A 13,287-nucleotide genomic window follows, 5' to 3' on the forward strand; every position below is an offset into this window, starting at 1 on the left:
CGGCGACCAGGCGGGGAGGACCAACTATTAGCAAACTCATGAGTTTCGTCGAGGCAAGACTGTCTCCGGGCGGCGAATTCGGCCTACATTTAACCGTCGGCATGGCGCTGCTGCTGGCTTCCGGGCTGGTTTTCCATGAACTGGCGGAGGCCGTGATGGGGCAGGCCGCCATCACGGTATTGGACTTGCAGGTGGCGCATTGGTTCAATGCACACGCCGTTGAACCGCTGACCAGCCTGATGGTTGGCGTCTCGGCCATGCATTCGGTGGCCGGCATGGTGCTGCTGTTTTGTCTGCTGGCCGGGTATCTGTGGCGGCAGCAGGCACGTTACTGGCTGCTGGCGCTGGCGTTCGCGGTGCCGGGCGGGATGGTGCTGAATGTGGCGCTGAAATTTTTCTTCCGCCGCGCTCGGCCGGTGTTTGAAGATCCGCTGGTGACACTGACCACCTACAGCTTCCCCAGCGGCCATACCACCGCCGCCACCTGCTTCTACGGCCTGTTGGTCAGCTACCTGGTCATCGCGCGGCCGGCGTGGAGTGTGCGTGTGGGAACAGTCGCCTTCTGCCTGACAATGGTATTGTTGGTAGCATTCAGCCGTGTGTATCTGGGCGCGCACTATCTCAGCGACGTGCTGGCGGCCATGGCCGAAAGCGTCGCGTGGCTGGCGGTGTGCATCACGGCGATCTCCACGCTGCGCCGTCGACGCGAGGGTAAAACGGTATAAATAATATGGATAAAATCGTCGTCATTGTTAATGCGGGTGCAGGACTGGGCTACTGTGGCGGCTGGACTGCCGCGCTGGAAGAAAAGTTCCGCAGCCAGGGTGTCGAGCCTGACATCACGCTGGCCAAGAGCGGCGACGAAATGATCGCGCGCGCCGAACGCGCGGTGAAAGAAGGCGCGCCGGTGGTGGTAGCTGGCGGCGGCGATGGCACCATCAATGCCGTGGCCTCGGTGCTGGCCGGCACAGAAACGCGGCTGGGCGTGCTGCCGCTAGGCACACTGAACCACTTCGCCAAGGATCTGAAGATTCCGCTGGAACTGGACGAGGCGGTCGCCAACGTGGTACACGGCAAGCCCGGCAAGGTCGATGTGGGCGAAGTCAACGGCCGCATCTTCCTCAACAACTCCAGCCTCGGCATCTATCCCGATATCGTGCGCGACCGCGAGCAGCAGCAAAAGCATCTGGGACGCGGCAAATGGCCGGCTTTCGGCCGCGCCTTGTTTGCCGCGCTGCGGCGCTTCCCCTTCCTGAGTGTGCGGCTGAAGATCAACGGCGACGAGCATCTGCGCCGCACACCCTTTGTTTTCATCGGCAATAACGAATACCTGCAAGGATTGACGCTGGGCGCGCGCGAGCGGCTTGATAGCGGCAAACTGTGTCTGTACGTGGCGCAGAAACCCACTCGGCTCGGCCTGCTGCGCTATGCGGCGCATGCGCTATTCGGCAAGTTGCAGGAGGCACGCGATTTCGATGTATTGTCGGCGTCGTCGCTGGAAATCGAAACCCGCCACCATCACCTGCGGGTGGCTACCGACGGCGAGGTGACGCTGATGAAACCGCCACTATGCTACCGCTCGCGCGCTGCGGCGCTGTCTGTCATCGTCCCGGCCGTCTAGGAGAAGCGCATGCGCACCATCGTCCATTTATCCGATCTGCATTTTGGCCGCGTCGATCAGGATTTGCTGCGGCCGTTGCAGGAACTGGTGGTCAAGCTGGCGCCGGACGTGGTGGTGGTATCGGGCGACCTGACCCAGCGCGCCAAGACCGAAGAATTCAAGGCCGCGCGCGCGTGGCTGGATACCTTGCCGGGGCCGCAGATTGTGGTGCCGGGCAATCACGACATCCCGCTGTACAACGTTGCCAGTCGCTTCCTGACGCCGCTGCGCAAATACCTGCGCTACGTCACGCTCGACCTGGCGCCGGAATATGTGGATGACGAAATCGCCGTGCTCGGCATCAATACCGCGCGCTCACTGACCTTCAAGGATGGCCGCGTCAACAAGGAACAGCTGGTGCAGATGCGCCAGCGCATGCAGGCGGTTGGGCCGGAGCATACGCGCATCATCGTCACCCATCATCCCTTCGATTTGCCGGACACATTCGACAAGGACGACCTGGTCAACCGCGCGCCGATGGCGATGCAGGCGTTTGCCGAATGCGGCGTCGATGTGCTGCTGGCCGGTCACCTGCATTCCAGCCACGCCGGCAACAGCGCGCAGCGCTACAAGATCAGCGGCTACGCGGCGCTGGTGGTGCAGGCCGGCACGGCGACGTCGACCCGTGGACGCGGCGAATCGAATTCCTTCAACGTGCTGCGGGTGGCGCCGGACGATGTACAGGTCGAGCGTTACAGCTGGGTGGAAGGTACCGCCAGCTTCGAACCGGTGCACACCGAATGCTTCCGCCGCAACGGCGACGTCTGGGCGATGGCCGCCGAATCCTAAATCCGCTAAATCCGGGGTCAGTTCTGCCAAATGTACATGAGCTCGTGTGCATTTGGCAGAACTGACCCCGGGTTATTAGAGCCAGTAGTCCATAAAGCGCGCCGCCCATTCTTTCATGCGGTTGGCCCATGGGCGGTGGCGCCATTGTTCCAGCGTGATCAGGTTGGAATCGCGCATGTCTTCCTGGAAGGCTTTTTCCATTTCGGTGCCGAACGGTTCGCCCATGACGATCACGTTCAGCTCGCTGTTGTGCAGGAAGCTGCGGGTGTCGATATTGGTCGAGCCGACCGTCGACCAGTTGCCGTCAATCACGGCGGTCTTGGCGTGCAATACCGCCAGTTTGAGCTGGTAGATTTTCACGCCGGCCGCCAGCAGGTCGTCATAGAAGGCGTGGCCGGCATAGAACACCAGCCCGCTATCCGAGACGCCCGGCAGCACGATCTTGACGTCTACGCCGCGCTTGGCGGCGGCAATCAGCGCATCCACCGTCTGCCGGTCCGGCACAAAATAGGCCGAGGTGATGTGGATCGATTTCTTGGCTTCCTGGAATGCCAGCGCGTAAGCCTTGTAGATTTCAAACTGTCCGCCCGGATCGCTGCCCAGCACGCGCACCACCTTGTCGCCGGCAATTACCGGCTTGGGAAAGTAGTCGGCCTCGCGCAGATCATCCTTGTCCTGCGACGCCCACTGGCGCACGAACAGCCACTGGAACGCCTGCACCGCCGGCCCTTCAACCTTGATGTGGGTGTCGCGCCAGCCTACATCCTTCTTGCTGGTGGGCTTGGAGGCTGAGCGGAACAGTGAACTCTTGGCATAGGTGGCGCTGATGTTGATGCCGCCAGTAAAAGCGATCTTGCCGTCGACGATCAGCACCTTGCGGTGATCGCGGTTGTTGAGCTTCCAGTCATTGCCGCTGACCTTGGCCGGATTGACCGGATTGAATTCGATCAGCTTGATGCCGGCATCGCGCATGCGCTTGAAGAACTCGGCCGGCACGCCGATGGTGCCGACGCTGTCATACAGGATATTCACGGTCACGCCTTGCTGCTGTCGTTCGATCAGCGCGTCGGCAAACTTTAGCCCCAGTTCGTCCTGGTCGAAGATATAGGTTTCCAGGTTGATGTTGTTGCGCGCCTGGGTAATAGCCTTCAGCATTTCCGCCATGGTCTGCGGACCGTCGAACAGCAGGGTGGTCTTGTTGCCGGCGATCAGCGGCACGCCGGTCGCTGCTTCTTCCAGCGACGCCTGCTGCTGCAAGTCCAGCGAGCCCTTGGCCCAGCGCTTGGCCAACAGCGCCTTGCTGCGCGCGTCGCTCAGTTCGCCGTTCGGACCCTTGACGGTGGGCGTGGCGCCTGGTTCCAGCTTGTCGCCCAGCGCCGTCACATTTGGCAGGGATGCGCACGCGCCCAGCAAACCCCAGCACATCAAGCCGAGGGGAATCCAGAAACGCATGCGCAAGACTTTCATTGTCAGCCTTTGTCGATTAATTTAGTGTCATCGGAACCGCCAAACAGGAAACTGATCGGCCCGGCGCGGAAGCGCCGTCCCAGTGCCTTCATCAACTGCCAGCCCTGCTTGAAACGTACCTGGCGCGACCGCAGTGCGACCCACAGCGCCAGGCCAAAGCTGACCAGCAGATTGACTGTCCCGATGGAAAGGAAACCTGCCACCGAGGTCACAACCAGTTCCCAGCTGACATTGTGATCGAGTCCAACAATTGCTGTCGCAAAGTTGGCCGAGGAGAACGTAATGTGCCGGATGTCCAGTGGTATGCCCAGCACGAAGCCAAGGAAAGGCATCACGCCGAGCAGGATGCCGAAGCAGAAATTACCCATCAGTCCGCCCAGGTTGTTCTCCAGGTAGACGCCCAATCGTTCCAGCCGTTCCTGGCCCAGCAGCCAGCGCAGGCCGCGCAGTTGCGCGATGCGCTGTGCCCAGCGGGTGTACAGCGCCTTGTTGTCGTAGTAGCCCGAGATCAGGCCGGCCACGAACAGGCAGACGCCGGCGATCGCCGCGTAGATCAGCGTCGGCGCGTGGATCGGGTCGATATCCTGCAACAGGTGCATGGCCTTGTCCGGCGTCACCAGATGATGACCGGTCATATACGGCCACGCCATGGCGATCAGCCACGCGGTCGGAATGCAAATTGCCAGGTTGCCCAACACCGCCATGTTCTGCGTGCGAATCACCTTGGCGCACAGCTCGGCCATGCTGTCGATGTCGATGTTGCGGCCGTCCTTGCTGTGCAGGCCGGAGGCGATGCGCGATGCCGTCATGGCCGGCTGCTTGGTCGCCACCGTGAAGTGCAGCAGGTGGATCAGCACGAAGCCCAGCGAGTAGTTCATGCTGAACAGGAAGGTCTCCACCAGTGGCGCGGCGCGCAGGTAGGACATCAGGATCTTGAACAGCGCCATGAAGCCGATGATCAGGCCGGCGCCGGCCGACGAGACGAACATGCCGCCCAGCTCGCGCCGCGTGTCGGCCACGTAGTGTTCGCCGGTATGGCTGGCGTTTTCGGTGACGTTGCGCGCCAGCAGGTTGATGTTATCGCGCAGCAGGTCGCGCACCATGTATTTGTTGTTGTGCGCGTCGATCAGTTCGCGCGCCAGCGCGATCGCGGCCAGTCGGCGCGCGTTGTCCTGTTCTTCGCCGAGCTGGTGCACGTCCACCAGGAACAGCAGCTTGCGCATGCGGTCCAGGCTTTGCGTCAGCGACACCAGCAAGTAGGTGAGGGCGATGCTGGTGCCCTGGCTCAGCGCTTTCTTGCGGATCTTGCCGATCACGGTGTCGCATTGGTCGAGCATCACCAGCAGGTGGCGGGCGTCGTCGATGTCGACTTCCTGGCCGGCCAGCTTGCGGTGATAGGCGTCCAGATAGGCGTTGACTTCGAAGTTCTGCACCATGAATGGTGATTCGTAAGTCTCCATCTCGGTGTGGAAGTTGGTCAGGCGCGGCTCCAGGCCGATTGCGCAGACGCGGTAGGACAGCGTGCGGATCGCGTCCAGCAGGCCTGGCAGCATGATGTTGCTGAGGTGTGGCTGGCCGGCGTCTTCCGACCTGGCGCTGGCGCGCTGTTCGGCGTTGATCACCACATCGATCAGTTGCAGCCAGTCGTCTGCCGGCACGGCGGCCATCCAGATGTGGTCGGTGCGCTTGTAGGCGATCTGGTCGACCGCCTCGCTCAGGTAATCGTTGCCCAGTGCGGGCGGCAGCATGCGGTAGGCGATGCGGGTCTTCAATTCGCTGAAGAAGCCGTCGTTGGACAGCACGCCGATCTCGGTGTACAGGCTGGCGTGGCGGCGCGCGGCCAGCAGGTTGCGCAGGTAGTTGCGCAGCGCGATGGCTTGCGCGGGATTGCCTTTGAGTAGTTGGCACAGGGTGCGCACGTTGGCCGTGGCGCGGACGCCATCGGTGGCGCGCTTGGGACGCAGTGTGTCAAACAGCGCGACCAGTGGGCCGATGTCATTGCTGTCTGCGTCGATGCGTTCCAGTAGTTCGAGCATGGAGATAGCCTCGTCAGATAAAACAGCAGTATAACGGCAGCGTCGCCCCATGTATGTACGCCAACGAACATAGGTTTCCGCGACGAAATACAACTGCTGCGTGGTGATGCGCACAGAAGGGAGCAGGGGCGGCGACTACACTGGGTCTTAACAACTTCCCCATTTTTGGCCGATTATGAAACCCGCTCTCCTCACGCTCGCTTTAATTGCACCGCTGAGCGCCCTGGCGCAAACAGAGGTGTATGGGGTGGTGGATGCCGGCGTCGTTGCCGACAGCGGTTGCCGCGGCGACTGCACGCGCACCAGGGTCGACAGCGGCGTCGCCAGCGGATCGCGCCTCGGCGTGCGCGGCCGCGAAGAGCTGGGCAATGGCACGGCGGCGGTCTACACGGTGGAGGTCGGTTTTCTCAACGACACCGGCGTCTCGGATCAAAATGGCCGGCTGTTCGGTCGCCAGGCGTTTGTCGGGCTCGATGGTCCGCTGGGCCTGGTCACGCTGGGGCGGCAGTACAACCTGGTCTACACCGCCCTGACCGATGTGGCCGATCCGTTCCACGGCGGCATGGCCGGCAGCGCCGCCAATCTGGTGGGTTACACCACCAAGCGCTACGACAACACCATCAAGTACACTTCGCCGCGTTCGCGCAGCGGCCTGATCGGCTCGGCCATCTACAGCTTTGGCGAGTCGCCGTTCAACAGCAAGGTCAACCGCGCGTATGGCGCCACCATCGGCTATGAAAAAGGACGCGTCAATCTGAGCATTACGCACCAGCGCAAGGACAATCTGCTGGATGCCACCGGCACCACGCCGGCGGTCGACCAGTCGGCCAGCAACTCGCTGGTAGCGGCCAATGTCGACTTCGGCCGCTTCGTCGGCTACGCTGCCTACGGCCACAGCAAGGGCGATGGCAGTTCTCAGTGGGATGAAACCAATCCTTATGGCGCGGTAGCGCAGCGCGATCCGTCCACCAATAGCCGTGACGTACTGCTGGGCGTGGCGGTGCCACTAGGCGCCACCACCTTGCTGGCCTCGGTCATCCATAAGGATGACCGAGGACTGGCCAATCGTGACGCCAACCAGATCGCGGTCGGCGCCAGCTATGCGCTATCCAAGCGGACCAATGTCTACACGTCGGTCGCCAAGATCCAGAACCGCAACGGCGCCGGCTACACGGTCGGCAATGCCAGCAACCGCGGCAGCGGCGACCGCGCCATCAACATCGGCTTGCGCCACGCCTTTTAATCCACGCGTATCAAGGTTTGGCGGGACAGCTGGCGGCCAGCCAGCGTCCAGTCGACTCCACCGTGGCTTGCTGCGGACCGGCGCCGCTGTTGTTGGTCACCTGCATGCTGGCGGTGTACGCACTGTCGCCTTGCATGCGCACCTGACCGCTGCCGCTGGAGGCCGGATCGGTGCAGCTGAACGTCACATCCACCCCACCCGCCACCGGCGTTTGTTTCGAGCTGCACTTGCCTTGCTGGCTCAATGGCAGCTCCTTGCGCGCGGCCATCTCCGGTGTGACGCAGGCGGTCATGCGCAGGCGGCCATCGCTGCCGGCTTGCGGCACCGAGACGCCGTTCTGCGCCATCATCGCCTCCATCTGTGCGCGTTGCGCCGGCGGCAGCGCGGCCAGCTGCGACAGGGCTGCGCTCACCGCCTGGTCGGTCTGGGCGTTGCCGGTGCTGACCTTGCTGTTCAATTCCCACAGGCCGGGCTTGATGGTTTGGGCGTGTGCCTGGATGGCCGTCAGCGCGGCCAGCGCGATCAAAAGTCGTTTCATGAATCCCTCCAGTAGAAATGAAAACGGCGCCCCAGGCGCCGTTTTAACCAATTGCGGAGAAGGCTACACGCCGCGTCCGCTAATCAGGCGCAGCAGCACCATGATGATGGCAACCACCAGCAGAATGTGGATGAAGCCGCCGATGGTGTACGAAGTAACCAGGCCCAGCAGCCACAGGATAAGCAGAACTACAGCGATGGTATAAAGCATGATTAATCTCCTCGGGTTGTGTTGAATTCATTATCAACAATACAGCGCCGGTCTTCTGTACGTTGCCGTACTAAAATGCTTAGTCCAGCGGACGCAGTTGCCCTTTGACGATGCGCACGGCGTCGCCGTTGCGCCAGTCTGGCTGGTGCGAGGTGTGGATCACGCGGCGGCTGCCGTTGTCCATGCGCACGCTGACATCCCAGCTGGTGGTTTTCTTCATATTGCCTTCGATCTGGTTGCCGGCCACTGCGCCGCCGACCGCACCGGCCACCGTTGCCAGTTGACGGCCATGGCCGCTGCCGACCTGGTTGCCCAGCAAGCCGCCCAGCACTGCACCGCCGACGGCGCCGGCGCCGCTGCCCTGGGCGCGATGTTCGATGGCGCGCACCGATTCGACCACGCCACAATTGCTGCATGGGGCGTTACGCGCTTCTTGTTCCGGTACTTGGCCCTGGCCTTGTGACATGGCCGGCGCCACGGCGGACGAACCGGCTGGCGGCGCATCGTTGTATGCCAGTTGCTGCGCCTGTTGCGGCGCCGGCGGCATGCCGCTCACTTGGGTTGGCACGGTGGCGTTCGAGGTTGGCAGCCAACCCAGGATCGCGGCGCTGCCGACGCCACAGAACAGCACTACCGCCACGGCGGCGATGACCATGATCGGATGAGTCTTTGGTTTATTTTGGGTGTCCATGTGGAGTGTCCTTTGTTATTGGTTGAGGTAATGCATTGCAGTCGATATTCTGCTTGAGTGCATCTATTACTTCCGTGCGTCACCGTACATACAGAGTGATTTATTGCCTTTACTCTGGTCCCATGCATACCTCTATCTCACATTCTCCCGACGACGACCGTGGCCAGCTTCGACTGGCCAATAATCGCTTGCTGGCCAGCTTGCCAGACGACGATCAACAGCAACTCGCGGCCAAGTGCGAGACGGTGCGGGTGGATAATGGCCAGATCTTGTCCGAGCCGGGACAGGAGGTGCGCTACATCTATTTCCCCATCGATTGCCTGGTGTCCCTGCTCGGCGTCGCCGAAGGGCGCATGACGCTGGAAGTGGGTTCGATCGGCCGCGAAGGCATGCTCGGCGCGGCCGTGGTGCTGGGTCATGAGCTGGCGCAGGTCAGGGCGGTGGTGCAGCGCTCCGGCCGCACCTATCGCATGGTGGCCGGCGATTTCGTCACCGAGTTCCATCGCATGGACTCCTTGCAGCGCCTGCTTCACCGTTATACCGACGTCCAGCTGGCGCAGGCGATCCAGATCGCCGTGTGCAGCCGCTTCCATGTGCTGGAGGCGCGGCTGGCGCGTTCGCTGCTGATTACGCGCGACCGCTTGCAGTCGGAAAAATTCCACCTGACGCACGAATTCCTGGCGCATGCGCTGGGCGTGCGGCGGGTCGGCGTGACCAAGGCCGCCAGCGCCTTGCAGAACCAGCGCTTGATTACCTACAGCCGCGGCAATATCGAGATCCTCGATTCGGCCGGCCTGGAATCGGCTTCCTGCCATTGCTACGAAATGTTCAAGGACAAATAAGCGCAATATACGAAGCAGGGAGGCATAAAAAAACAGACCCGAAGGTCTGTTTTTTTATGCCGGCGTTAGATTAACGCGGTGGCTTTTGCACTTGGTTACCGATCACGCCACCGACGGCTGCACCGCCTACGGCGCCAACTGCGCTACCGCCGGTCAGTACCGAGCCAGCCACTGCGCCGACGCCGGCGCCGACTGCGGTGTTACGGTCTTGGTTGGTCATACCAGCGCAGGCGCTCAGGCCCAGGGTGGCCGCCAGGACAGCGGCGGTTGCTGCGATTCGTTTAACGTTGTTCATGATTTTCTCCTCTGGCAGGCAAGACGCGGTATTGCGCCTTCACCGATGGGTACAGATTACGAAAATCCGCAATGTGCTTCCGTTCGTCAGCACACATTAACGCTGAATCAACGCCTGGCAGCCGCTGGTCTCGCCGGGGCCGGTGCTGACCAGCGGCACGATCGCCGCTACCGGGGCCACCACTGCCAAGGCCAGCGCGCTGCCGGCGCGCAAGGCCAGCGTGCCCTTGTCGACGCTGACATCCGGATCTTTAAAGCTGCCGCGCACATAAATCGGTGCGCGCAGCGAAATCACCCGCACCGACTTGGCGTCCGGCTTCAGCGTCAGGTCCAGCTTCTCGTTGCCAAGGTTGACCGTGCCGTTGATGTCGATCCGCGCTTCCGAGGTGTCTACCACGAACAGCCGCGACTTCATCACGCCATTGCTGACGGCGAAATCGGTCACCATGCAATTCAGCTTGACCTGCTTGTCGCCAACCAGCTTGGTCAGCACCACGCTGCCAATATTCAGGCCCATGGTTTCCAGCATCAGCTTGCTGACGCTGCCCTGTGTGACCGCGCCTTTGAGTTCGCCATTGGACGACCCCAGCAAGCTGGCCACCGAGTTGCCATCGGCGGCCAGCGCCACATTCGCATTGATTTCGCCCACCGTGGCCTGCATGCCGTCGATCGACGGGAACAGCTGCTTTAACTGGAGATGGCTGGCGGCGGCCTTCAGCGTGGCGCGGATGGCGTGCGGATTGACCTTGCCGCTGCCGTCCAGTAAGACGGTGGAGGTGAAGCGGCCGCCGGCGATGTCGAAGTTCATCGGCGTCAGCGACAGCACGCCGTCCTTCAGGTGGATTTGCGTTTCCAGATTTTGGATCGGCAGGTTCTTGTCACGCGTGATTTGTGCCGCCTTGAAGTTGACGTCGGCATCAATGGCGGTCCAACGGTCGGTACGGAAGGTTTCGACCGGCAGCACCTTGTTGCCCGGCTGGCGCTCCTCGGCGCCGCGCGCCTGCTTGCTGGCATTGGAATCGGCGCCGATCAGCGGGCCGAGGTCGGACACTTGCAACAGCTTCGATTGCACCGTGCCGCTCAGGCGCGAGCGCGGCTGGCCAGTCTGGAAATCCAGCTTGCCGGCGATATCGCTCTGCCCGACCTTGCCGGTGAACTGATCGTAGACCCAGTGGCTGGCGTTGGCGCCGAGGTTGGCGGTCAGGTGGCCCTCGGTGGAGAAGGGCGGCGTTTCCGGCAGCAGCACCCCGGTCAGCGCGTACAGTCGCTCCATGCTGGAGCCGGACAACTTGAGCCGCAGGTCGAGCGCAGTCAGCGACGCCGGCTTGGTCAGCGTGCCTTCAAACACGATGTGGGTGCCGCCGAGATCGAGGTCGGCCGACAGCGGGAACGGCGCCGTCTGCTGCTGCAGGGACAGCACCGCGCCGGCCTTGCCGCTACCGCTGACGTTCTGGTTATTCCACTTGCCGCGCAGCTGCCAGGCGACGCCGTAGCGCGGATCGTTCAAGGTATCGACGTTGGCGCTGGCATCCACATGCGTCATGGCGTCGATGTAGCGCACCGTGCCTTTGGAGAACACCACGCGCTGCACGTCCAGCTTCCACGCCGACGGCTGGTCGTCGTGACCGAAGGTCCAGTTGTTCTTGCCGTCGGCGTCGCGTTGCAGCAGCAGCTTGGGACTATCGAAACGCAGTTCGGGAACCGCGATGCGCTGGCGCAGCAGCGGCAGCAGTTCGATGGCAAAGGCGAACTGGCTGACGCTGACCATCTCGCTCGGCGCGTGCATCGTGCTTGGATTGCCAATGTGGACGTCTTTCGCCACCAGGTGCGGCGTCGGCAGGATGCTGCCCTGTTGGCGCCACGCCAGCGCCACGTCGCCGCGAATCTCGAACGGCCGCTCGATGGCTGCGCTGATGCGCTCATTCAGCCACGGCCGTGCGCGGTTCCAGTCGATGCTGGCGAGGGCGATGGCCCCGATGACGGGAACGGCAACGACGACACTGCCAACGGCGATGGCGATGCGGGTGCGGCGGGGAAGGGGCATGGCGGACCTGTTGTCTTGTAGTTGCTTCATTTTACACACTCCGGCTTTTGTGCGTCACCGTACTGATGCCGGCGCGCCGCCGGTTTATAAAGTCACATCGCTTTCATATTTCGAGGAGAACAATAATGATGAACATGAATAAGCAATGGCTGATTGGTGCCGCACTGTTGGCAGGACTGGCTGGCTGCGCCAGCCAAAAAACCCCGGCGACCGCCGATGTTGCCGTGTCGCGTGAAGCGGTGTCCGCCGCGACCGCCGCCGGCGCCGCCGACCTGGCGCCAGCCGAAATGACCTCAGCCCGCGAGAAACTGATGCGCGCCAACCAGGCGCTGGCCGCCAAGGATTACAAAACCGCGCAAGACCTGGCGACCCAGGCTTCGGCCGATGCCCAGCTGGCGCAGAGCAAGGCCAACTCGGCCAAGGCGACCGCCGCCTCGGATGAGCTGCAACAGAATATCCGCCTGCTGCGCGAAGAACTGGCGCGCGCCAACGCCAACAACCAACAATAAACGGAGAACCCATCATGAAAAAATTCATTCTGTTGCCAGCCGCGTTTGCCGTGTCCGTGATGTTTGCCGCGTGCAGCAGCACGCCGACCACCACCAGCCAGCTCGATCAAGCGCGCGGCGATTTCCAGGCCGCCCAAAGCAACCCATCGGTAGCCGCCAATGCGCCGCTGGAATTCAAAGCCGCGTCTGATGCGCTGGACCGTGCCAACGCTGCCGCCGCCAAACGCGAGAGCCTGGACGAGATCGACAAGCTGGCCTATATCGCCAAGCAGAAAGTCGCCACCGCACAGGAAGCCGCCAAGGCCAAGCAGGCTGAAGGCGACGTCGCCAACGCCGCCCGTCAGCGTGACGAGATCCGCCTGCAGGCGCGCACCGCCGAAGCCAACCAGGCCCGCAACGCGGCCGACCGCGCCAAGACCCAGGCTGAGCAGGCCAAGGCTGATGCCGACGCTGCCCGTGCCCAGGCTGACGCCGCTGCCGGTTCGGCACGCGAAGAGCAAGCCAAGAACGCCGCGTTGCAACAGCAGCTGGCCGACCTGCAAGCCAAGCAAACCGAGCGTGGCCTGATCATCACCCTGAACGATGTGCTGTTCAATGTTGACCGCGCCGAACTGAGCCCGGAAGGCATGCGCACCGCGCAAAAACTGGCCGACGTGCTGATGCAGGAACCGCAAAGCGTGGTGCTGGTAGAGGGCTTTACCGATAGCACCGGTACCTCGTCGCACAACCTGGACCTGTCGCAACGCCGCGCCGAATCGGTACGCAATGCGCTGATCGGCCTGGGTGTGCCGGCCGCCAAGATCGCCAGCCGCGGCTACGGTGAAGCCTATCCGGTGGCTAGCAATAGCGATGCCGGCAGCCGCCAGCTGAACCGCCGCGTGGAAATCGTGCTGTCGCAAAACGGCGCACCGATCGCGAATCGTCGTTAATTCGCATCGCTAAATTACATCGTTTTATTTGTACC

At 62.4% G+C, this 13,287-nt stretch carries 14 protein-coding genes; 7 read left to right on the forward strand and 7 right to left on the reverse strand.

What is annotated here, in order from left to right; all coding sequences use genetic code 11:
* Nucleotides 1–38 precede the first annotated feature (38 nt).
* Genes GTP69_RS12960 through GTP69_RS12970 form a run of 3 tightly spaced genes read left to right on the forward strand, consistent with a single transcriptional unit; the run spans nt 39 to nt 2,449 of the window.
* Entirely contained in the window at nt 39–725 is a 687-nt protein-coding gene (locus GTP69_RS12960; RefSeq protein WP_161055293.1) for a phosphatase PAP2 family protein, read from the forward strand.
* A 5-nt stretch (nt 726–730) separates the two neighbouring features.
* Nucleotides 731–1,621, forward strand: coding sequence for a diacylglycerol/lipid kinase family protein (locus GTP69_RS12965; RefSeq protein ID WP_161055294.1), 891 nt, complete (start codon nt 731–733; stop codon nt 1,619–1,621).
* Nucleotides 1,622–1,630: 9 nt separating this feature from the next.
* The gene (locus GTP69_RS12970; protein ID WP_161055295.1) at nt 1,631–2,449 is read left to right on the forward strand and encodes a metallophosphoesterase family protein; all 819 of its coding nucleotides are present in this window, start codon (nt 1,631–1,633) and stop codon (nt 2,447–2,449) included.
* A gap of 75 nt (nt 2,450–2,524) precedes the next feature.
* Here GTP69_RS12970 and cls read toward each other — a convergent pair whose 3' ends face one another.
* Together cls and GTP69_RS12980 are read right to left on the reverse strand one after the other, a co-directional pair.
* Complete coding sequence (gene cls, locus GTP69_RS12975; protein ID WP_161055296.1) at nt 2,525–3,916, reverse strand: cardiolipin synthase; 1,392 nt, start codon at nt 3,914–3,916, stop codon at nt 2,525–2,527.
* Between the two features lie 2 nt (nt 3,917–3,918).
* The gene (locus tag GTP69_RS12980) at nt 3,919–5,952 is read right to left on the reverse strand and encodes a site-specific recombinase (RefSeq protein WP_161055297.1); all 2,034 of its coding nucleotides are present in this window, start codon (nt 5,950–5,952) and stop codon (nt 3,919–3,921) included.
* A 175-nt stretch (nt 5,953–6,127) separates the two neighbouring features.
* Between GTP69_RS12980 and GTP69_RS12985 the strand changes: the two genes are divergently transcribed.
* Nucleotides 6,128–7,195 carry a porin gene (locus tag GTP69_RS12985; RefSeq protein ID WP_161055298.1) on the forward strand — a complete coding sequence of 356 codons (1,068 nt, stop codon included), beginning with the start codon at nt 6,128–6,130 and terminating at the stop codon, nt 7,193–7,195.
* A 10-nt stretch (nt 7,196–7,205) separates the two neighbouring features.
* Here GTP69_RS12985 and GTP69_RS12990 read toward each other — a convergent pair whose 3' ends face one another.
* The 3 genes from GTP69_RS12990 to GTP69_RS13000 form a co-directional block, all read right to left on the reverse strand.
* On the reverse strand, nt 7,206–7,733 hold the full coding sequence (locus GTP69_RS12990) for a DUF3617 domain-containing protein (RefSeq protein ID WP_161055299.1): 528 nt from the start codon (nt 7,731–7,733) through the stop codon (nt 7,206–7,208).
* A gap of 63 nt (nt 7,734–7,796) precedes the next feature.
* Entirely contained in the window at nt 7,797–7,943 is a 147-nt protein-coding gene (locus GTP69_RS12995) for a lmo0937 family membrane protein (protein WP_008446864.1), read from the reverse strand.
* Between the two features lie 79 nt (nt 7,944–8,022).
* Nucleotides 8,023–8,634, reverse strand: a complete 612-nt coding sequence (locus tag GTP69_RS13000) for a glycine zipper 2TM domain-containing protein (protein ID WP_229260926.1) — start codon at nt 8,632–8,634, stop codon at nt 8,023–8,025.
* A 122-nt stretch (nt 8,635–8,756) separates the two neighbouring features.
* On the opposite strand from GTP69_RS13000, the gene GTP69_RS13005 reads away from it, so the two are divergent.
* Entirely contained in the window at nt 8,757–9,476 is a 720-nt protein-coding gene (locus GTP69_RS13005; RefSeq protein ID WP_110848622.1) for a Crp/Fnr family transcriptional regulator, read from the forward strand.
* Nucleotides 9,477–9,546: 70 nt separating this feature from the next.
* Here GTP69_RS13005 and GTP69_RS13010 read toward each other — a convergent pair whose 3' ends face one another.
* Nucleotides 9,547–9,771 (reverse strand): YMGG-like glycine zipper-containing protein, encoded by a 225-nt coding sequence (locus GTP69_RS13010; RefSeq protein ID WP_161055300.1) that lies wholly within the window; start codon nt 9,769–9,771, stop codon nt 9,547–9,549.
* 96 nt (nt 9,772–9,867) lie between these two features.
* A complete protein-coding gene (locus GTP69_RS13015) occupies nt 9,868–11,814 on the reverse strand; it encodes an AsmA family protein (protein ID WP_161055301.1) in 1,947 nt (648 codons plus the stop codon).
* Nucleotides 11,815–11,939: 125 nt separating this feature from the next.
* Here GTP69_RS13015 and GTP69_RS13020 point away from each other — a divergent pair, with 125 nt between their 5' ends.
* Together GTP69_RS13020 and GTP69_RS13025 are read left to right on the forward strand one after the other, a co-directional pair.
* Nucleotides 11,940–12,323 carry a DUF4398 domain-containing protein gene (locus GTP69_RS13020; protein WP_371867922.1) on the forward strand — a complete coding sequence of 128 codons (384 nt, stop codon included), beginning with the start codon at nt 11,940–11,942 and terminating at the stop codon, nt 12,321–12,323.
* Between the two features lie 14 nt (nt 12,324–12,337).
* Nucleotides 12,338–13,252: an OmpA family protein gene (locus GTP69_RS13025; protein ID WP_161055302.1), complete on the forward strand. Its 915-nt coding sequence runs from the start codon at nt 12,338–12,340 to the stop codon at nt 13,250–13,252.
* The last annotated feature ends 35 nt before the right edge of the window (nt 13,253–13,287 follow it).

Source organism: Duganella levis (assembly GCF_009857605.1).
In the GTDB taxonomy this organism is placed as follows: domain Bacteria; phylum Pseudomonadota; class Gammaproteobacteria; order Burkholderiales; family Burkholderiaceae_D; genus Rugamonas; species Rugamonas levis.